Annotated in this window: 23 protein-coding genes; 8 read left to right on the forward strand and 15 right to left on the reverse strand. The window is 59.9% G+C overall.

Annotated elements, in window-relative coordinates:
- The 5 genes from AC1DPR_RS20805 to AC1DPR_RS20825 form a co-directional block, all read left to right on the forward strand.
- Positions 1–375 (forward strand): alpha/beta hydrolase (locus tag AC1DPR_RS20805; RefSeq protein ID WP_477817072.1); only part of this gene is annotated, 375 nt, incomplete at its 5' end.
- 161 nt (positions 376–536) lie between these two features.
- Positions 537–2,147 carry an arylsulfatase gene (locus tag AC1DPR_RS20810; RefSeq protein WP_018858276.1) on the forward strand — a complete coding sequence of 537 codons (1,611 nt, stop codon included), beginning with the start codon at positions 537–539 and terminating at the stop codon, positions 2,145–2,147.
- Between the two features lie 366 nt (positions 2,148–2,513).
- Entirely contained in the window at positions 2,514–3,488 is a 975-nt protein-coding gene (locus AC1DPR_RS20815) for a formylglycine-generating enzyme family protein (RefSeq protein WP_018858275.1), read from the forward strand.
- A 13-nt stretch (positions 3,489–3,501) separates the two neighbouring features.
- A complete protein-coding gene (locus AC1DPR_RS20820; protein ID WP_018116962.1) occupies positions 3,502–4,479 on the forward strand; it encodes an HAD family hydrolase in 978 nt (325 codons plus the stop codon).
- Between the two features lie 69 nt (positions 4,480–4,548).
- Positions 4,549–5,124: a DUF1269 domain-containing protein gene (locus tag AC1DPR_RS20825; RefSeq protein ID WP_018116961.1), complete on the forward strand. Its 576-nt coding sequence runs from the start codon at positions 4,549–4,551 to the stop codon at positions 5,122–5,124.
- A gap of 161 nt (positions 5,125–5,285) precedes the next feature.
- On the opposite strand, the gene AC1DPR_RS20830 is transcribed toward AC1DPR_RS20825, so the two are convergent.
- The 7 genes from AC1DPR_RS20830 to AC1DPR_RS20860 form a co-directional block, all read right to left on the reverse strand.
- Positions 5,286–7,037, reverse strand: coding sequence for a tetratricopeptide repeat protein (locus AC1DPR_RS20830; protein ID WP_018858273.1), 1,752 nt, complete (start codon positions 7,035–7,037; stop codon positions 5,286–5,288).
- Between the two features lie 129 nt (positions 7,038–7,166).
- Complete coding sequence (locus tag AC1DPR_RS20835; protein WP_018858272.1) at positions 7,167–7,475, reverse strand: hypothetical protein; 309 nt, start codon at positions 7,473–7,475, stop codon at positions 7,167–7,169.
- A 191-nt stretch (positions 7,476–7,666) separates the two neighbouring features.
- Complete coding sequence (locus AC1DPR_RS20840) at positions 7,667–8,875, reverse strand: adenylate/guanylate cyclase domain-containing protein (RefSeq protein WP_477817073.1); 1,209 nt, start codon at positions 8,873–8,875, stop codon at positions 7,667–7,669.
- A gap of 128 nt (positions 8,876–9,003) precedes the next feature.
- Positions 9,004–9,870 carry an efflux RND transporter periplasmic adaptor subunit gene (locus AC1DPR_RS20845; RefSeq protein ID WP_018858270.1) on the reverse strand — a complete coding sequence of 289 codons (867 nt, stop codon included), beginning with the start codon at positions 9,868–9,870 and terminating at the stop codon, positions 9,004–9,006.
- Positions 9,867–10,076, reverse strand: a complete 210-nt coding sequence (locus tag AC1DPR_RS20850) for a DUF1656 domain-containing protein (RefSeq protein ID WP_018116956.1) — start codon at positions 10,074–10,076, stop codon at positions 9,867–9,869. The genes AC1DPR_RS20845 and AC1DPR_RS20850 overlap by 4 nt, the downstream gene beginning before the upstream one ends.
- Positions 10,073–12,163, reverse strand: a complete 2,091-nt coding sequence (locus AC1DPR_RS20855; RefSeq protein WP_477817074.1) for an FUSC family protein — start codon at positions 12,161–12,163, stop codon at positions 10,073–10,075. Before AC1DPR_RS20855 ends, AC1DPR_RS20850 begins: the two co-directional genes overlap by 4 nt.
- A complete protein-coding gene (locus AC1DPR_RS20860; protein WP_018116954.1) occupies positions 12,153–12,620 on the reverse strand; it encodes a MarR family winged helix-turn-helix transcriptional regulator in 468 nt (155 codons plus the stop codon). The genes AC1DPR_RS20855 and AC1DPR_RS20860 overlap by 11 nt, the downstream gene beginning before the upstream one ends.
- Positions 12,621–13,025: 405 nt before the next feature.
- Here AC1DPR_RS20860 and AC1DPR_RS20865 point away from each other — a divergent pair, with 405 nt between their 5' ends.
- Positions 13,026–13,250 carry a hypothetical protein gene (locus AC1DPR_RS20865; RefSeq protein WP_113470922.1) on the forward strand — a complete coding sequence of 75 codons (225 nt, stop codon included), beginning with the start codon at positions 13,026–13,028 and terminating at the stop codon, positions 13,248–13,250.
- A gap of 70 nt (positions 13,251–13,320) precedes the next feature.
- Here AC1DPR_RS20865 and olsC read toward each other — a convergent pair whose 3' ends face one another.
- The 3 genes from olsC to AC1DPR_RS20880 all read right to left on the reverse strand — a co-directional run bounded on the left by olsC (position 13,321) and on the right by AC1DPR_RS20880 (position 15,239).
- Complete coding sequence (olsC, locus tag AC1DPR_RS20870) at positions 13,321–14,163, reverse strand: ornithine lipid ester-linked acyl 2-hydroxylase OlsC (RefSeq protein ID WP_018858267.1); 843 nt, start codon at positions 14,161–14,163, stop codon at positions 13,321–13,323.
- Positions 14,164–14,324: 161 nt separating this feature from the next.
- Positions 14,325–14,666, reverse strand: a complete 342-nt coding sequence (locus tag AC1DPR_RS20875; RefSeq protein ID WP_018858266.1) for an SMR family transporter — start codon at positions 14,664–14,666, stop codon at positions 14,325–14,327.
- A gap of 12 nt (positions 14,667–14,678) precedes the next feature.
- Positions 14,679–15,239 (reverse strand): TetR/AcrR family transcriptional regulator, encoded by a 561-nt coding sequence (locus tag AC1DPR_RS20880; protein ID WP_026371931.1) that lies wholly within the window; start codon positions 15,237–15,239, stop codon positions 14,679–14,681.
- A 148-nt stretch (positions 15,240–15,387) separates the two neighbouring features.
- Here AC1DPR_RS20880 and AC1DPR_RS20885 point away from each other — a divergent pair, with 148 nt between their 5' ends.
- Entirely contained in the window at positions 15,388–15,783 is a 396-nt protein-coding gene (locus AC1DPR_RS20885; protein ID WP_018858264.1) for a group II truncated hemoglobin, read from the forward strand.
- A gap of 2 nt (positions 15,784–15,785) precedes the next feature.
- Positions 15,786–16,154 (forward strand): DUF423 domain-containing protein, encoded by a 369-nt coding sequence (locus AC1DPR_RS20890; RefSeq protein ID WP_025660167.1) that lies wholly within the window; start codon positions 15,786–15,788, stop codon positions 16,152–16,154.
- 4 nt (positions 16,155–16,158) lie between these two features.
- Here the strand turns inward: AC1DPR_RS20890 and AC1DPR_RS20895 are convergent, their stop codons facing one another.
- The 5 genes from AC1DPR_RS20895 to tolA all read right to left on the reverse strand — a co-directional run bounded on the left by AC1DPR_RS20895 (position 16,159) and on the right by tolA (position 18,928).
- Positions 16,159–16,527, reverse strand: coding sequence for a bleomycin resistance protein (locus tag AC1DPR_RS20895; RefSeq protein WP_018858262.1), 369 nt, complete (start codon positions 16,525–16,527; stop codon positions 16,159–16,161).
- Between the two features lies 1 nt (position 16,528).
- A complete protein-coding gene (gene hmuQ, locus AC1DPR_RS20900) occupies positions 16,529–16,843 on the reverse strand; it encodes a heme-degrading protein HmuQ (RefSeq protein WP_018858261.1) in 315 nt (104 codons plus the stop codon).
- Positions 16,844–16,852: 9 nt separating this feature from the next.
- Positions 16,853–17,122, reverse strand: coding sequence for a hypothetical protein (locus AC1DPR_RS20905; RefSeq protein ID WP_018858260.1), 270 nt, complete (start codon positions 17,120–17,122; stop codon positions 16,853–16,855).
- The gene (locus AC1DPR_RS20910; protein ID WP_018116944.1) at positions 17,119–17,526 is read right to left on the reverse strand and encodes a DUF2325 domain-containing protein; all 408 of its coding nucleotides are present in this window, start codon (positions 17,524–17,526) and stop codon (positions 17,119–17,121) included. Before AC1DPR_RS20910 ends, AC1DPR_RS20905 begins: the two co-directional genes overlap by 4 nt.
- A 112-nt stretch (positions 17,527–17,638) precedes the next feature.
- A complete protein-coding gene (tolA, locus tag AC1DPR_RS20915; protein ID WP_018858259.1) occupies positions 17,639–18,928 on the reverse strand; it encodes a cell envelope integrity protein TolA in 1,290 nt (429 codons plus the stop codon).
- Between the last annotated feature and the right edge of the window lie 56 nt (positions 18,929–18,984).

The following is an 18,984-nucleotide window of genomic DNA, read 5'->3' on the forward strand; positions in this document are numbered from 1 at the left end:
GTCTCGCGTTTGGGCGCGATCGATCCGACCGTTGAGCCCTATCGCTCGAAACTCGAAGCCGCCGGCATTACCGCCATCGATCTCACCAAGGTCAAAGGCGAAGGCCTGAACCACGGCAAGTTCGCCGAAAGTCCTGAAATCGTTCAGCTGATTGGCCAGCGGATCGTCACCGGTCAGACGCTGACGGATTCCAACGTCACGCTCGGCCAAGGACTTACCGCTGTCGTCGGCGGAACAGTGACGACCATCGGTAACGTCGCAGCCACGGCTGTCGCCGCGCCGGTGACGGTGCTTGAACAGCCGATGCGGGCCAAGAAGCGCCCTGTCGACGAAACCCTGCAAGGCGATCTCAAACCACAGCAGTTGACCCAGTAGCAATCAGGCATTCTGTGCGCTGTTACGTCGTGACCCTCGTTTGTTACCGTAACGTACTTACCGACCAACGCTTTTCAGTGGGAATCTGCGGCCGAGTTTGGCCTACCTACAATCAGGAGAGCGTAGATGTTGAATCACCTGCATGGACAAGGGAGAGCGCAATGAGTGCATCTCTCTCAAAACGGCTTCGGCACGCCGGCGCAGCTTTGGCATTGGCGCTGGCCTCGACATCCCTCAGCTATGGGATCGCCCATGCGCAGCAGGCGACGCCGGCTCAAGATACGACCAAACCGAATATACTCGTCATCTTCGGTGACGACATCGGCCAGACAAACATCAGCGCCTATTCGATGGGCGTCGTGGGCTACAAGACGCCCAATATTGATCGTATTGCCAAGGAAGGCATGCTGTTCACCGACTATTACGCCGAAAACAGCTGCACTGCCGGCCGCTCGACATTCATTACCGGCCAGGTCTGCCTCCGTACGGGTCTCTGCAAGGTCGGCATTCCCGGAGCAACGGTCGGCTTGCAGGCGCGTGACATTACCATCGCGCAGGCGCTGAAGCCACTCGGCTATGCAACCGGCCAGTTCGGCAAGAACCACCTCGGCGATCGCGACGAGTTCCTGCCAACGCAGCATGGCTTCGACGAGTTCTTCGGCAACCTCTATCACTTGAATGCCGAAGAAGAGCCTGAGCGTCCCTATTATCCAAAGAACGACCAGGCGTTCGTGAAAGCGAATTCGCCGCGCGGCGTCTTGCATTCGTTCGCTGACGGACGGGTCCAAGATACTGGCGCTCTTAATCGCAAGCGTATGGAAACGATCGACGATGAAACGACCGCTGCGGCGATCGATTTCATCCAGCGTCAGGCCAAGGAAGGAAAGCCCTTCTTCACCTGGATGAATACCACGCGCATGCACGCTTTTACCCATGTTCGGGATTCGATGCAGGGGCAAAGCGGCATGCCCGGCAACGAATATGCGGATGGCATGATCGAGCATGACGGCGATGTCGGGAAGCTCCTCAAGGCGTTGGACGATCTCAAGATCGCCGACAATACGATCGTCGTCTACACGACGGACAATGGCCCGAACCAGTGGTCTTGGCCAGATGCGGCGACGACCTCTTTCCGAAGCGAGAAGGATACCAACTGGGAAGGCGCCTTCCGCGTTCCGGCGATGGTTCGTTGGCCCGGCCACATCACGGCGGGCGAGGTGTCCAATGAGATGATGTCCGGACTTGACTGGTTTCCGACCTTGCTTGCCGCAGCCGGCGATCCCGGCATCAAGGAACAGCTCCTCAATGGCGCAAGCATCAACGGCAATCAGTTCAAGGTCCATCTCGACGGTTACAACCAGCTTCCTTACCTGACAGGACAGCAGCCGAAGTCCGGACGCGAAGATTTCTACTATTTCAACGATGATGGAGAGGTCGTCGCTTATCGCTATGGCAATTGGAAGATCGTGTTCTGTGAACAGAGGGAGCCGGGCGGCTTCGTGGTATGGGCAAACCCCTTTACTTGTTTGCGTGCGCCGAAGGTCTTCAATCTGCGCATGGACCCCTTCGAGCGCGCCGACGTCGTCTCTGACCAGTATTATGACTGGCTGGCGAAGAATGCCTATCTCATCCAGTACGGCGTCTACCGAGTCGCCCCCTTCTTGCAGACGTTCAAGGACTATCCTCCAAGCCAGCGTTCCGCGAGCTTCAGCATCGATCAGATGGTCGACGCCTTGATGCGCTCGCTGGAGAGCCCAGCGTCAGGAAAATAGCAAAGCGGCGGCGGGCGGCTTTGCTTTTCAAGCAGCCGCCGCGCCAGCGATTCACCGGACGGCCAAGCCCCTGGCGACAGCCTTCCGGTGGCGAACTCTCCAGTCAGGTCAGGTGGCAACAAAAGCTGCCGAACGGCCCTGCAGCACCTGAAGATGCACTCGATTGGCCGCGCGGGCAGCCGCATCGGCCCAACACTGCAACACCCGCCCCCTTCGACGCGCGGAAATCCATTGGCCGAGTTGAATTCATGGCCCACAGCAGCAGATTTACGCCTGATGTAACGTTTTGTGGAAGCCGTGTTACCGTAACGTACTTACGGGTAAGGCAAGACGCGGAATATTAAGGGCAGGCTTTCGGAGGCGACGATGGCACTGGCATTTGACGCAGAACACCGGCCGCAACGTCAGGGCGACGACAATGGCGACCTAGTCTGGATAGCCGGCCGGACCTTCGTGATGGGGTCCAACGACCATTATCCGGAAGAGGCCCCGGCTCATCCTGTTGCCGTCGATGGCTTCTGGATCGAGGCGACGCCTGTCACGAACCGCAAATTCCAGGAATTCGTCAAGGCGACCGGCCACGTAACATTGGCCGAGAAGGCGCCCGACCCGAAGGACTATCCGGGCGCCCTACCGAACATGCTTCGGGCCGGATCTCTTGTCTTCACACCGCCGAAATCGGTGAGTGGCGCGGATATCGCTCAGTGGTGGAAATTCAAGTTCGGGGCCAACTGGCGGCGACCCTACGGCGGCCTCAGCGACCTCCGCGGCAAGCTCGATCACCCGGTTGTCCATGTCGCCTACTCCGACGCGAAGGCCTATGCTGAATGGGCCGGAATGGATCTGCCGACAGAGGCCGAGTGGGAACTGGCGGCACGTGGTGGGCTTGACGACACTGAATTTGCCTGGGGCGACGAGCTTATGCCCGGTGGTGTTGCCATGGCCAACACCTGGCAGGGCACCTTCCCGACCCACAGCACGAAACCTGACGGCAAGGACCGGACGACACCCGTGCGGTCGTTTGCGCCAAACGGTTACGGCGCCTATGACATGATCGGCAATGTCTGGGAGTGGACGCAGGACTATTGGTCGACGCGACATCCGCAGCCTGCGGCAAAGGCGTGCTGCATCCCCGAGAACCCGCGCGGCGGCGGAAAAGAGGCAAGTTACGATCCCAATCAGCCGAACATTCTTATCCCGAGGCGAGTATTGAAGGGCGGCTCGCATCTTTGCGCCCCGAACTACTGCCGGCGCTATCGCCCGGCAGCGCGCCACGCCGAGCCAGAAGACACGTCCACTAGTCACGTCGGCTTTCGCTGCATTAAACGCGTTGCAACCTGATCAGGAGTATCCGATGTCCCGGTCTGTGCGCTTCCTCCTGCTTTTCTTGCTGCTGCCGGTGAGCGCATTCGCGCAGGAGCTTCCTTCCTGGAACGATGGCAAATCGAAGCAGGCAATTGTCGACTTCATCAAGAAAGTGACAACGCAAGGCGGCGCCGACTACGTGGCGCCCGAGGACCGCATCGCCGTATTCGACAACGACGGTACGCTCTGGACCGAGCAGCCGTTCTACTTCCAACTTGGCTTCATACTGGATCGGGTCAAGGCGCTCGCTCCACAGCACCCCGAGTGGAAGGAAAAGGAACCCTTCAAGTCGATTCTGGCCGGCGATCTCAAGGGTATCGCAAAGAGCGGCGAACGAGGCCTCGTCGAGCTTGTGATGGAGACCCACGCCGGTCTGACGACCGACGATTTCCGCAACATCGTCATCGACTGGTTCGCCACGGCGAGACACCCGAAGACCGGCAAGCCTTACAACGAGATGACATTTCTGCCCATGCGCGAACTGCTGGATTACCTGCGCGCCAATGGCTTCAAGACCTTCATTGTTTCGGGTGGCGGCGTCGAGTTCATGCGCCCGATGACCGAGAAAGCATACGGCATTCCGCCTGAACAAGTCGTCGGAAGCACGATCACGACGCAATACGCGCTCGTCGGCGACATCCCGGTTCTAAACCGCCTTCCGAAAGTCGATTTCGTTGACGATGGCCCGGGCAAGCCGGTGGGCATCAACAAATTCATAGGCAGGCGACCGATCCTTGCCGCAGGCAATTCGGACGGCGACTACGAGATGCTGCGCTGGGTAATGGCTGGCCAGGGACCGCACTTTGCAATGATCATTCATCATACCGACGCAGATCGCGAATACGCCTATGATCGCAAATCGGACTTCGGGAAGCTGGACAAGGCGCTCGACGAGGCGGAGAGCCGCAACTGGCTGCTCGTCGATATGAAAGCCGATTGGAAGAAGATTTACGCGTTTGATCAATAGCCTCCCGGCTGGCGTTTTCCAGCCGTTCAACCGCTCTGTACCCCTGCTATCAAACGAAAGGAACGAACAATGTCGGAACTCGTTGTGATCGGCTTCGATGCCATGGATGAAGCAGATAAGGTGTTGTTGAAACTTCACAACCTGAAGAAGGAATATCTGGTCGACCTCGAGGACGCGGTGGTCGTCGTGAGAGATGAAGCCGGCAAGGTCCATCTCAAGCAGAGCCTCAACCTGGCAGCAATCGGGGCCACATCGGGGCTTTTGTCCGGCTCACTCTGGGGCGCCCTGGTTGGTCTGCTATTCCTCAATCCGCTCGCCGGCTTTGCGATCGGCGGGCTCGTCGGTGCAGGCACTGGCGCGATCTCCGGTTCGCTTTCCGACTACGGCATCAACGACGAATTCATCAAGTCTCTTGGCGGAACCATACCGAACTCCTCCTCCGCTCTCTTCGTGCTCATACGCAAGGTGCAGCCGGAAAAAGTCCTGGCAGAGTTCCAGGGGCTGCGTGGCCGCGTACTGAAAACCTCGTTAGCGCCGGATCAGGAGGAGAACCTGCGCAAGGCACTCTCAGGAGGCTCAGACGAAGCGCCCGCCAAGCCAGCCAAACGCCGAACGACTGCCAAAGGGGCAGCCAACCAAAGTTAGACGGCGATCGATACCAGCCACGACTGTAAACCTACATGCAATATCGGCCCGGGCGAGCCGCGCGCAAATGCGCGGCCCTTGCCGCCGGTCGCACGCAGCGAAACACTCTTACGGAACTCGCTGCGCTACCGACGCGGACTCACTACACGCTGCAGCGCCGGCTAAAAGGCAGTCGCTAGCCCCTCCGCTGTGAAGCGGGCGCCCGCTTTCGTCAGTCCTTCTTCGATGGAGGCGGAAAGCAGCGGTTGATAGCGTCGCTGCGCCATTCTCTCGCGGAAGGTCGTCTCGAAATCCGGCGTGAGCTGCCGGAGCTCTGTAAGCCGCTGCGCCGCTTCATCCGACCCGAGTTGCCCGAGTGCGGCAACGCGCAAGACGCTGATCAGGAAATTCCTGTCACTTGCCTGCTCGGCAAGCAGCGAAGCCTCCGACCAATCTCTTCGGCGGTAAGCGTCGAGTGCGAGAACCAGGACCGCATCACGCGGAACGACATCGACTAATCTACCGGCATCGCGCGCAAGAGAAACGCCCGCATCAAAATAGCCCAGCGCGAACAGTGCAAGACCAAGCTTTGCAGCCACATCGGGGTTGTTGGGATTGAGCGCGAGCGCGCGGTTGCCCGCGGCGATTGCCGCGTCGATCCTTCCACTGTAGAATTGCGACAACATCAGCGCCAGGTGCGCCCGGTCCGAAAGCGGCGACAATGAGACTGCCCGGTTGGCAAGCTCGAGCGCACGCGCGAGCTTGCTGTTGTCGGTGATCTCCGCCTGCCCCGCCGCTAGCAGCATTGCCAGCGCTGCGGTTGCGTCGGCATCGTAGCGGTTTGCCGCAATCGTTCTTTCCAGGCAATTGATTGTACGCGCGAGGGCCGATGCCGGGCCGTCGTCCAACTCGTGTTCGGCCTGAAGGACGCATGCGTTGCCAAGCGAGCCCTCAGCCATATCGTGTGCTTCGATGTTGTTGATGATCCCACGTGTAGCAGCAAAGCGGCGCGAGAGTTGCGCGACCAATTCCTCCCGGACCGACGCAACCGTCCTGCCGCTGGTATCGACCCTCTCCAAACCGGATTTGAGAAGATCGCCCGTCGCCGTGTCGACGACCTGCCACCAGATACTGCGATCGTCACCATCACCGTAATATTTCATATCGATTGCGTAGGCGTTCGATCTGGCCGGGCGAAGCACCGAGGCAAGCGGCCTCTCGCGCCGGTCGGCTTGCGAAACCGTCAGAGTCTGAAATTGCGTGAGGGCGGTCAGCAACATGTCCCGAGTAACAGCGGCCTCGTCACGCAGCCCCTCATCCACCGCAGTCAGCGTGAGTGCGACTGTAGGCTTGGCCGTTGTTGTGACGGTACGCGCCGCATAAACGGTGATACCGGTGCCTACGACCACGACCATCAGCAGCGCCAGGGTTGCAGCGAGCCGCAAGGTCGCCCAGAAGGCGCCTTGGACTTTCGGCGCAACCGTAGAAACGGGCAACTGAGGAACCAGCTTTACGGGTTCGCCCCAGGTCGTTGCGGGATGCTCTCGATCATCGATGCCTGGGGATGCACCGGTGGACCGCGTGAAAATCGCAATATAGCGCCCTCTCGGCAATTGAACCGTGACCCCACCATCTTCACCGAAAGCCTCGTAATACTGGCTGAGCGAGGATCGCAATCGGCTGAGCTCGATGCGAACAATGGGATCGAGTGACGGATCGAAATTGCTTTGTCGGCCAAGCACGTCAATGGCGATAGAATAGGCCTTCACGCCCTCGGCGTGCCCAGCGAATTGCTGTTCCGCGATATATTTAAGGATGCTGCGGCTTCTTTCGGTGGCCCTGAACCGCTCGTCGGCGAGCAGACGCTCCAGTTCTGCGCTGGCTTCCGAGCATGAAACGTCATGAGCCCAGCCTTCGTATTCCTTAGCCTTCATTGCCGCCCCGCTACGCAATGCTCAATGCCAAGTAGAACAGATGGGCTTGCCTCGCAGAAAACAAGGGGTTGCAACACAAAACGCTAACAAAACCAAAACGTGACCGACATTGGTGCGAGCTGGTCGGTCCTATTCCAGGCCGCCGCCTCCGCGCTCACGACAGTACTTGATCACGTCTGCCTCGATCTCTGCGCAGACCATTTCATACTCATGGACCATCGCATGGTTCATGTCGCCGGCACTGCTCCTCAGCCGGTCGAGGGTGGAGCTAGCATCCTCATAGGCCTCGCAGAGGCTGCCAAGAGATTCCGACTTCTCCCCGATCAGTTGAAGCCGCCCGCGGACCGAGGGCAGCTTCAGCATCAAGCGGTGTAACCCTCGCCGCTCGGCATCGGAAGGCGTTCTTAGCCCGTCGTTTTCCTTGCCCATGAAGACCACCCCGGCCTCAGTCGGCTTCGTTTGAACGATCTTAGCGAGCCAGTGGCTTGGCGGAAGTACGCAACGGTAACAGACCCGCGTTAATAGCGGCCACCAAGCCTTGTTACCTTGGCATTTACGTTCCGTACCCGCCTGGAACGCAACAAGAGTGCTGCAAATTGGGCCTGTATGGTCACGCGGCCGGGATCAGTTCAAATGAGCGGCATCAGCGTGAACAGTTCCTGAGCACGATTGACGCCGCGCAAGACATGCTGGCCGATCGAATGCAGGCTGTCCATTTGTGTGGGTGCAACGATTGCCGCGAAACTCGCCGACATCAGCAAGCGGCTCTGCAGCGACCGACAGAGCGAGACAATTCGGCTGACTTCGTTGACGGCAGGCCCGATGACCGTAAAATCGAGGCGATCTGCACTCCCGATGTTGCCGTAAAAGACCTCGCCGAGATGGAGCCCGAGATAGACGTCGGTCACCGGCCTCCCCTCGATACGGCGCTGCGCATTGAGGTCGAGCAGGCGTTTATCGAGCAGCGACCGGGCATTCAACGCCGCCGAGCAGGCCTCGCTCGGCCGCCTGCCCTTGAAAATCGCCAACGTGCCGTCGCCCATCAGCTTGAGCACTTCGCCGCCCGCTTCCTGCACCGACGAGATCACTGCATCCGCATAGTCGTTGAGCATCGGAATAATCTCTTCCGGATCGACTGTGTCCGAGATGTGCGTGAAGTTGGCAAGGTCGGAAAACCACAGCGCGGCCGATATGCGGTCGCTTTGACCGCGGGTGATCTTGCCGTGCAGTACCTGGTTGGCCGCATCCTGCCCCAGATAGACCTTGGCAATCGTGCCGGCAACGCCGCTAATCGTCACGCATTTGACGGCCAGCGCCAGGCAGGGAAGCAGATCGCGCAATACCGCGACGTCACGATCGGAGAATCCATCCTTCGCTCGCGTGGCAAAGTGGGAGAAGAAGCAGTCGATGTCTCCGATCRTACCACCATCGCCGAAGCGATGCGCAATGGCGATGAAGTCTGTGAAACCAGCAGCCTTCAGATCGTCCAGCAGGTAGAAATCGGTCGCGTCACCATTGCTCAGGCTTCTGCGGACCTCTACGGACCCCGTCGTCTCCAAATGATGGAATGCGGAGCGGAGCCAGTTGTCGGCGATCGCTCCGGCACCGGAAAAGCCGTATTCCGACACCCGCTCGATCGGCTCTCGGCTGTCCCAGCGGAAAGCTCGGCGTTCATAGACCGGATGCAGAGTGTCCATGACGGCAACGGAACGCTCGACCGGCAGTCCGTTCGCACCACACCGTTCACAGAAGCCGGCGAGCAGGTCCGCTTCGGCCACGCCCTTGAGCCCGCTCTGCATCAGCCAGGTAGTGATTTCTATGACGTGACGGTCGTCCACGGCTGTCTCCTAGAACCGGGCGTCATTTTGCTTTTCTCAAGCCGAATGGCTGCGTATCCGGTCATCGCGGGACGCCCAGACCGGTGAACTTACAGTTTTGCGAAGGCGGCTCTTGAAGCCGCCTCGGGTCAATTAACGATGGTGACGCTTGCAGTGCGACCGGCGACAAGCGCCGTGTCGTCGGGCAGCGCATCGAGCGCCACGCGTACGGGGACGCGCTGAGCCAGCCGCACCCAAGTGAAAGTCGGAGTTACGTTAGCGAGCTGCGCGCTGGTATCGCTGCGTTCGCGATCCTCTATGCCGCCCGCGACGCCATCGACATGCCCCTTAAGAGGCGTTTTGCTGCCCATCAGATAGACGAGCGCAGGATCGCCGACCTTGATGCGGTCCAGCTTGTTTTCTTCGAAATAGCCGGCGACGTAGTAGGAATCGCTGTCGATCAGGGCGGTAACGGCGGTGCCCGCAGTAACATAATTGCCCGGCTGCATGGAGAAGTTGGTGAGCACGCCGTTGACCGGCGCCCGCACCACGGAACGGTCGAGATTGAGCTGAGCAGTGTCACGGCTGATCACGGCCTGGTTGTAGGCGGCCTCGTCCTGCTGGACTGTCGTCTCAGCCTGCTGGATCTTCTGCCGTGTCACCGAGCTCTCGCCAAGTTTGCGATAGAGCTCGAGGTCGCTTCTCGCCAGGTCGAGAGCCGCCTTGCTGCTTTCCATCTGCGCTTCGGCCTGGCGCAAGGCGAGCGTAAAACGCGCCTGATCGATACGGAAGATCACGTCGCCCTTGCGAACAGTCTGATTGTCCTTTGCATCGACTTCACTGACGATCCCGGAGACATCGGCGGCTAGGCGTACGACGTCCGCGCGAACTTTGCCATCGCGGGTCCATGGTTCGTCCATGTAGTAGTCCCACAAATGCCAGCCGAGCACTCCCGCCAAAGCGACCATGACGCCGGTAACCAGGAAGCGACCGGAATGAGCGAAAAGCGATTTCATAGTGACACCTTATTCAAAGATAGCGCGATGGCGCCGAGCAGGCAGAAATACATGGCCGTGTCGAAGAGCGGTCGATGCCAGACCAAACGATAGAAGCCGACATACGCCAGTGCACTCCGCAGGATGGCGTTGAGGAGGTAAGCGGCGAATGCGATCGCGCCGAGCGTTGGGAGAAAGACCCCGTAAATATCGATATCCGGCCTCATGCCGCATGTTCCTTTGCAGTTCCGGCTGTCGCGCCCGTGACAGCCTGAGCGAGGGAGGCTGCATCCGGGTAGAGAGTGTATCTGAGCGCTGTCATCGAGCGGCGCGCGCCCTCGATCGCCGACGACCGGCCGGCCTCAATCAGTGCTGCGAGCGACTGGTCCAGTGTCGTCAGCAGGTTGCCGTCGGGTTGAGCATCCCGGCTCTTCTGCTTCTGCTGATAATAAGCCGCAACGCCCGACAGCACGTTCTCGATCGGCTCGCGCTTGTCGCGCGAGACAAGCTGCTTGTGGCGTTGGAGCTCCAGCGTATTGAGGCCGTTCCGCAGATCCCGCAGGATATCGGTCTGAGCGACGGCGGACTCGGCCGGGATCATCGCCAGGCGCGGGGCAACCAGGCCAAACCGGTCGACCATCCGGTAAAGCAACTTCGTGAAGTCGACGTCCTCAGGGCGACGCGCCGCAGCGACGATATCGGTCCAGCCCGAGCGCAGCAGCCGGTAGGCGGTCCATTCTGCACCGACAGAACGAACAAGAACGGTCGTTCCGCAGGCGATCACCATGCCGATGATCATGGCCGCGTTCGAATTGAGGAAGGAGGCGAGATCCAGGCTCAAGCGATCCTGCAGCGTCAGCATGTTCGGCAGGTTCACGCAGAAGCCCATGCCGTAGAGAGCGAGCGATGGCTTGGTCATCAACAACCCCGCCGGCACCAGGACCAATCCAAGTGCTGCGGCAAGCTCGACATAGGTATGGACCAACGGCATCAGGCCGAACTCGAAAACAAACGCTGCGATCACGGTGACGATCGCCACATTGACGAACTTGATCATCATCGGCGCGGGATCGTCCATCGATGAAAAGATGCAGCAGAGCACACCTGCCATCATCGCGGCGGCGCTGCCTTGCGGCCAGCCGGTATAGATCCAGAGGGCTGTGGCAATGAACGTCGCCAGCATCACGGATAGGCCGGAGTGAACGGCCATGCCGTAGTCCTTGTGGATCGGCGCGCGATCGAACGACGTGCCGAAGCGGCGCCAACGAAGATCGTGATGCGATCCGGATTGGATATCCTCGCGCAGACTGAGACAGTCGCCCCAGATCTGCACCAGATCGCGGATGCGAGCGGTGAAGTTGTGAGCAAGAAGCCCATTCCACTCCTGTTGCTCGTGTCCCTCCTCCTCAGACTTCGCTATCAGGGCAAGGAGCTGCTGGCGCTTATCCTCGGCAAGAGGCGCACCGTTTTCGAGCAACGCGCTGACTTCGGTTACGAGTGCAGTGATCGCGGGTGTGAATTTGCCCGGCGTCGCCTTGTCGAGCGCGTGCAGCACGTCAGCCAACCCTGAAACGACAGGCAGCATCGCAACCATGCGCTGCTGCAGCATTCGGGTGCGACCGACCATATCGCGCAGTGCCGAAGTGTCGTAGGCCACGTGAGTGGTAAAGCCGTGGAGGTCGACTGCGTCGGCAGCCAGCCGTCGGGCTGCCGCCAGAAGCGAAGGATCGCGTCCCCTGCCCTCCAGCGTGCCAATGGCGAGCTCGGCGCCGTCTCGCAGCCAGGCATTGATGCGCGCGGCCAGAACCGGCCCTGCATGCCGGGGAAAGAAGATACGATTGACAATCGCCGCACAGATGATGCCGAGCGCGATTTCCTCGACGCGGGCAGTTGCATAGGTAAAGGCCGTGTCCGGATTTGCGACGATCGGGAATCCGGTGAGAGCGGTCGTGTAGCCCGCCAGCATGAAGCTGTAGCTCCGTGGCGTCCGGTCGAGCAGACTGACGCCGAGGCAAAAGGCCATCCACAGCGCAATCGCAAGCGTCAGCAATTCAGGCGAATTGACGAGGTTGGGGATCAGGATCACCGTGACCGTACCGCCGAGTGCGGTGCCAATCAGTCGGTAGAGCGCCTTCGACGTACTCGCCCCGGACAGCGGATGGGCCACGATGTAAACCGTGCCGACCGCCCAGTATGGGTTTGGCAGGTCGAAGCAAAGCGCAAGGCCAAGCGCCAGCATTGCGGCGGCGAAGGTCTTGATGGAAAAAACGACGTCTCCCAGACTGGGATCGGTCGCGTTCTTGCTACTCGTCATTTTCCTGTATTCCGGATAGGGCCGCGGTTTTCGCCGCGATGGCGCGCAGGACTTCCAGGGCGGCCCCGACCTGTTCAGGATCGAGGTCGCCAAGGATCTGTGCTCGCAGCTCCGCCGCACAGCTTTCGGCGCGCTCGGCGACCGCTGTGCCTCCTCCGGTGAGTTGCACCAGCTTGATGCGACGGTCCGCCTCATCGGGGACCCGGCGGATCAAGCCGTCATTTTCCAAACTATCAAGAACCCGCACGAGCGTCGGCCCTTCCACACCGACCCGTTCGGCCAGAACACCCTGTGGGATCCGGTCGCCATGCCGAAGCAGCGCAATCAACGGCGCCGCGCTGGCATCGGATAGATTGTGCTCGGTCAGAATGGCGTTCAAAGCGCGACGCCACCCGCGCCCGCAGATCATAAGCAATGGTGCGAACTCGGCCCAGGTTTGTGTCTGATTCGTTGTCATGGAATTAGATAACATCCTATCGATTAGAATTCAATGATATTGTTGGGCGCATGACGATTGTGGTTAGCGGATCGTTTTTTTGCCCAGCAATTGCGGGACTTTCTGCTCGTCACTGCCGGCGACCAATCATAATTTGCCGCGACGCCGACATTGCATGCCCGAAGGCTAGGCAAGGTAGCTCACACGGAAATGTCATTTGCGAGCTAGGCTCGCTCGCTGAGGAGCAAACTTCATTCGGCATTCTTGGCGAAATCGGCACATATTAGCAGCGCCGGAAGTGCCATATTAGCGCATGCGAAGCCGCCGTTTTTCTTTTTGACGCAACCGCACTGCACTTAACCTTACCGGCTAACCACTCCATTAGCATCCCATTGAAAACGCAGGGGATTGTGGCACGTTGCAGCCATGACAAACATCCGAACTCCGAAATATAGCGCCGACGATATGGGACGCTCGCGGGAATGCGAAGCTGCCTGCAATATGGCAATCACCGAAGTTGTCCGTCGCGCGGTCGCGGCGGGATGGCGGGAAGAGGAAATTGCTCTTCATCTCGCAGACGCCGCAGAAGACTACGTGATGTATCTGGCCATAAGCGCGCAGCGCCGATTGATGGCAGCCAACAACAATTGAACGAAGCTTGGCACCGCAGCAAAGCCTGCGCAATTCTACGGCTCAATTGATCGGCGATGCAGGCGAAAGGTTAGTTCTGCGGCGTGTTTCTGAAGGCTTCCGCTTCCGCGTAGAACTTCTTTTCCCATGCCTTGTGATTGTCCAACCCCTCACGAATGAAGGGCGTGAAAACGGCAAGGTTCATCAGCGTCCAGTTCACAAAGCGCGCCGGGAACTTCAACGGCTTCACGAAATCGATAAAGAGCACCACGCGCGTCTCGTCGGTATGGTTCCACGCCTCATGCTCGTAGGCGTCGTCGAAGATCAGCGCCTTTCCTTCCTGCCAACGGCAGATCTGATCCTTGACCCGGATGGCAAGCTTGTCGGCAGGCTCCGGTACGATCATCCCGAGATGCAGGCGAAGCACGCCATTGTAAGGTCCGCGATGAGCCGGCAGATGCTTTCCGGGCTCGAAGATCGAGAACATGGCGGTTTTCAATCCCGGGATCTTCTGCACCGCCTCCCAGGTTTGCGGGCATGCCCTGATATTCTGTTCCGACATCACGCCAAACCCGACGAGGAAGAAGGTCTTCCAGCCACTATCGCTTGAGATCGTCTTCACATCAGTCGAGATGTCCTGGAATGACGGCAGTTCACTCTGCCGCACGAGCACGCGGTCCAGCTCGGACCGTATCTCCGGCCACGCCTTCTCAACCTCGGCGACCCAAGGGAATGTCGCGGTATCATAGACCGGCGGGTTGCCGAGCCTGGCATATTTGAAGTTCAGCTTTTCCGCCCACGCGACGATACCCATGAAGAAGCGCGTAATTGCGCTTGGTCGACCCATCGGCGTGATGCCGGCAGTGTTAAGGGATTGGTCCCTGGACTGGGTAGGTTTGCCGGAAAGACCTGAATCGGTGGTGCGGTCGGTCATGAGTGGTCCAATGCGTGGAACAAGCGGCCCAAAGCTCAAAGAAATATGGACAGGACCGCATGTTTCGCAAGATCGCGCAGGATGAGGTCAAATGTCGCGACGACATATAGGGGACCCGCGGCGCAGGACATTTACCCGCATCTGCCCGCCTTCGGGCAAGATCAATGCGAGATGGACTTCGAGAAGAGGTTGACCACGAGCACGCCGGTGATAATCAGCCCGAGCCCTACGATCGCCGGCGCATCGAGCCGCTGCTTGAAATAGACGAGGCCGACCCCGGATATCAGCACGATGCCGAGCGCGCTCCAGATCGCATAGGCGATCCCGACGGGGATGATCTTCAAGGTCATAGACAGGCAATAGAATGCTGTCGCGTAGCAGACGACCACCACGACCGTCGGTCCTACGCGGGTGAACTGCTGCGACAACTGCAGCGCCGTCGTGCCGATGACCTCGAGCGCGATCGCAGCAAAGAGCAGCGCATAGACGGCAGCTGGAGCCATGGTGGACCTACCCTACTTGTTGGCCAATTCGACGAGACGGGAGATGAGCGCCTGGCGGTCGCCGCCGCTGTCATGACTGCCGAGCATGTCGGCAAGCCAGAGCCCATCGGCCGCAAATCGAACGATCTGCGCATCGACGGACGAATCCGTGCCGACATATTCCTCCGTCCGCTCCTGCACCCACTCGCGCCAGCGCTGCCGAAGCCTTGGCTCGGCGAGCAGCGCCATGGTGACCTGAGCCCAATGGGCGGCCTCGTCGGGCTTATCCCTAAGATCGGCGACAGCATGCAGATAGGCCCGGCTGAAGCGGCCATGCGGGGTAGGGTCTTCGCGCATGCGCTCGTCAATATCGGCGTCGAAGCGATCCAGGAGACTTTCGAAAAGGGCGTCCAGCAACGCGTTCTTCGTCGGGAAATGGTGCAGTAGCCCACCCTTGCTGACGCCTGATGCGCCGGATACGGCATCCAGTGTCAGTGCGGCCATGCCCTGCTCCATCGTGAGGCGAGCGGCCACGTCCAGCAGCTGCTGGCGCACGACAAGGGGCTGTTTGCGGCGATGATGAGCGAGTGACATGCCAACAGAAGATACCGTCCAGACGGTTTTGTCAAGCCAACTCATATTCGACTGTCTGTGCGGATGGCGAATTGCCGCGTGCTGATCCAAGCGGTTGCAGTCCCGCTCCCCGCAGTGCATTAAGAGTCCGATTTCGAGGAATGGAACCGTGACGGAAAATGTCATTACGCTTTATGAGGCGATTGGCGGCGACGAGGCCGTCCGCGCCCTGTGTCGCCGCTTCTATGAGCTGATGGATACGCTGCCGGAGGCACAGCACGTTCGCGCCGTCCATCCGCCGACGCTGGAAGGCAGCGAGGAGAAATTCTACGAATACCTGACTGGATATTTCGGCGGCCCGCCGCTCTACACCGACAAGCGCGGTCACCCACGCCTCAAGAGCCGGCATTTCGTTGCCGAGATCGGTCCGGTGGAACGCGACGAGTGGCTACATTGCTTCCGTCGCGCGCTCGAGGAAACCATCGCCAATCCGAAGCTGCGCGAGATCATCCTGCCCCCCATCGAACGCCTCGCATATCACATGCAGAACAAGGAACACGGATGACCATGACGCTGAACGCGCGTATTGCGCCGCTGTTTTATCTGCTTGCCGGCTTGTTCGGTTTTGCCGGCGTGGCGCTGGCCGCGGCCGCAGCGCATGGCGGCGGCGACGCGCATCTTCTCGCTTCGGCTTCGGCAATGTGCCTGGCGCACGCCCCCACCCTGTTCGCCCTCGCGATCGGCGCCGAAAAACTTAAGACGGCGTGGCTTGCCGGCATACTGATAGGGGTCGGCACGCTTCTGTTTGCCGGGGATCTCGTTGTTTTGCGCTACGCTGGCTCCGGCCTGTTTCCGCTGGCGGCCCCCTCCGGCGGATTTGCCATGATGTTCGGCTGGCTGGCGATCGCCGTGGGCGCTTTCATTCGCCGAGGCTGATCGATCAGCTGACGGGGATGCGCCCAAACCGCAGCAGGTTGCCATGCGGGTCATGGATATAGAACTCTTCCATGCCCCACGGCCGTCGCTCAAGTGCGGTCAGACGCGCCACCCGCTTCTCCTGATACTCCGCATGGAGCGCAGCGATCCGACGGCCACGCAGATAGACGGACGTCGCTTCGCATAACGCCCGGTCGCGCGCCAGCCAGAAATGCAACTCCATCTCGTTCCGGCGGAGGATCAGATAGTCCGGAGATTGGTGGATGATCCGGTCGAAGCCGAGCTGGTCGCGATAAAAGGCCAGCGTTTCATCGAGATCAAGCGATGGCAAGACCGGAAGGACTTCGACACGATCCGGATCCTGTTCGGTCATTTCAGATGCCAGCAACCACGGTGAAGCCTTCAAAAACCGGAGGCCCCTTATACATTGCCTTGCGTTCACCAGCGTTGCGGTGCGCGGCGCGGAAGTTTTCGGACTTCGTCCAGTTCAGGAAGTCGTCCTCGCTTTGCCAGAGCGTGTGCGAGGAAAACAGCGTGTAGTCCTCTTCCGCATTAGTCTTGCCCCGCAGCAGCCGGAATTCAACAAAGCCAGGAACCTGCGAGAGGCTGGAATCGCGGTAGCGCCATACATTCTCGAAGTCTGCCTCGGATCCAATCGCAACCTTGAAGCGGTTCATTGCAATATACATGGGTGATCCCTACGCTTTGCTTTTCGCAGCGACGCGCGAAGGCGCGAAGGCTACAACATTATTGCCGTTTGCGGCCTCCAGACCAAGCGGCTTTTCAGGCTGTTGGCCAGGCAACCGTGCCTCCCAGAGGGGAAACTCCGATACGTTGGGATAGTCCTTGCGCCGCTCGGCATTCCGGAGCAGCAGTTCGTAAAGCTCCGGCACAAGGCCGTCGCCTCTTTGAGCGGCGATCTTGTGCAGGCCGATCATCATGACCCCACCGGGGCGTTCTTCATTCATCGGGAATTGTCTCGTTCGTTCATTGTCTGCAACGCACGTTCCAGACTGGACTTGCTGCCGTTTCGAAGCGGGATGAAGGCCTTGCCGAACTTCTTGCAGCCGGTCTTCACGCGCAGGCAGGCATCGTGGCTGATACAGTCGATCGGGCAAAAGACGCAGTCGACCGAGGGAAGTACGGTGTCGATGCGGGAGACCGCCTCGCGCAAACCGCCGTCGTGATGGATCAGCTCTGCCCCGAAATCGCTTGCGATCTGGCGAAGATGCGCCACCTGGCAGTCCCGTCCGCCGACATACAGGAAACTGCGTCCATCAAGTTTGGACCGCCCCGACGTTTCCTGAACCGTCTGAGCATCAGCGTTAACGCGGATCTCGCGGTTGGAACCCTTCTTCGTCTTTCGAGCCATTGCCCACCCGTTCGCTCGTTGATCGTCACACGATTCCTGCGTGTGCCGGGGGACCTTATTAAACTTGATTTTTAGAGTAAAGTATAAAGTTGATTATAGAAGTCATATTTTATCAATGACCCGTCACCTGGACGTCCTGGCTGAACGACCAGACCGGCTTGCCCCACTCGACAGGGAGCGGAGGGAACGGAGCAGCGCGGCGGATGCCCTCGACAACAGCCTGATCCAGCTCCGGAATACCGGAGCTGCGCGCGATCGAAAGACCGCTCAGATCGCCGCTGGCGCCGATTGTCAGGCGAACGCGAACGCTCATGGATGTGCTCATGCGCTTGTACTCCGACGGCACCCTGACCGAGCGACGAATCCGGGATTGTACCTTGCCGGGATAATTGGCGACGGCCGCGCTCCCCGCACCGCCACTGCTGCCAGCCCCACGCGAATTCTGGTTCGATGTTGCCGTCTCGGTCCCGTCGGCGGACCCTCTCTTGGAATCCTGCTCGTTTTCACCGCCGGATCCTGCGGATGGTTGAACCTTCTTCGGCGGCTCCTTCTTCTCGATCGGCTTCTTGACGGGCTTTTCCGCTTTCAGCTTCGGCTCCGGTGTTGGTTTATCCGGCTCGGGAGCGACCGCCGCCGTTTCCACCGGCTGAACCGGCTTGATCTCTTCCGGCGCCGCTTGAGCAACCGGAGGCGTTTCCGCAGGCACCTCGAGCGGCACTTCGGTCGCCATCGGCTGCACGAAGGACGTCTCGGCCGATGAGAGCGAAGTCAAAACCTCCGGTTCCGCGGCAACGATGTTCTCCGGTGAAACGCGCGTAACCTCTTGTGTAGGCGCAACGGTTACCGGCTCGGTGGTCACCGTTTCCGTCGGCGTCGCCGCCGTCGGCTGGACCGTCTGAGTCTGCGCGGTCTCGGCTACGATCTGCTCGGGCTGCTGCTCCTCAGCCTTCTCGCCCGCCGCCGCTTGGTCCGCTTCCGAATCGCCAAGGATAATGACGCTCACGACTTCGCCGGCCTCTTCGACCGGATCGTGCGGTGTGACCACAAATCCGACCACCAGCATCGCGATGACGGCCGCATGGCAGGCAAAGGAACTGAGGCAAGCCATCACCACATTGCGCTGAGGTGGTTTCGCGTTCTCTTCCCTTTCGGCGCTCGCCTCCAGCGACGGCGCGGTTGCGACGGTGCTGCTCGCACTCTGCGGAGCCTGCGGGAAGGATTCGATCAACGCCAGGCGCGCGTAGTGTATGGAAGCTTCGGCGGCTGGCTGGCGTGGCACATTGCGAAGATCGGACAATTCATGCCCGGGATGCATGCCGGGATTGTTGTCGTTCATTCCGCCGTCAGCGACCGGTTCCTCGACGAGAATGACTCTCGATTTGGATTTTGCTGAAACTGCCATTTGTGCCTGCCTCGGCCAGTTGAAACAGAAAACCGTCGGCTGTCATGCCGGCGAAC

The organism is Rhizobium sp. 01T417 (assembly GCF_056398905.1).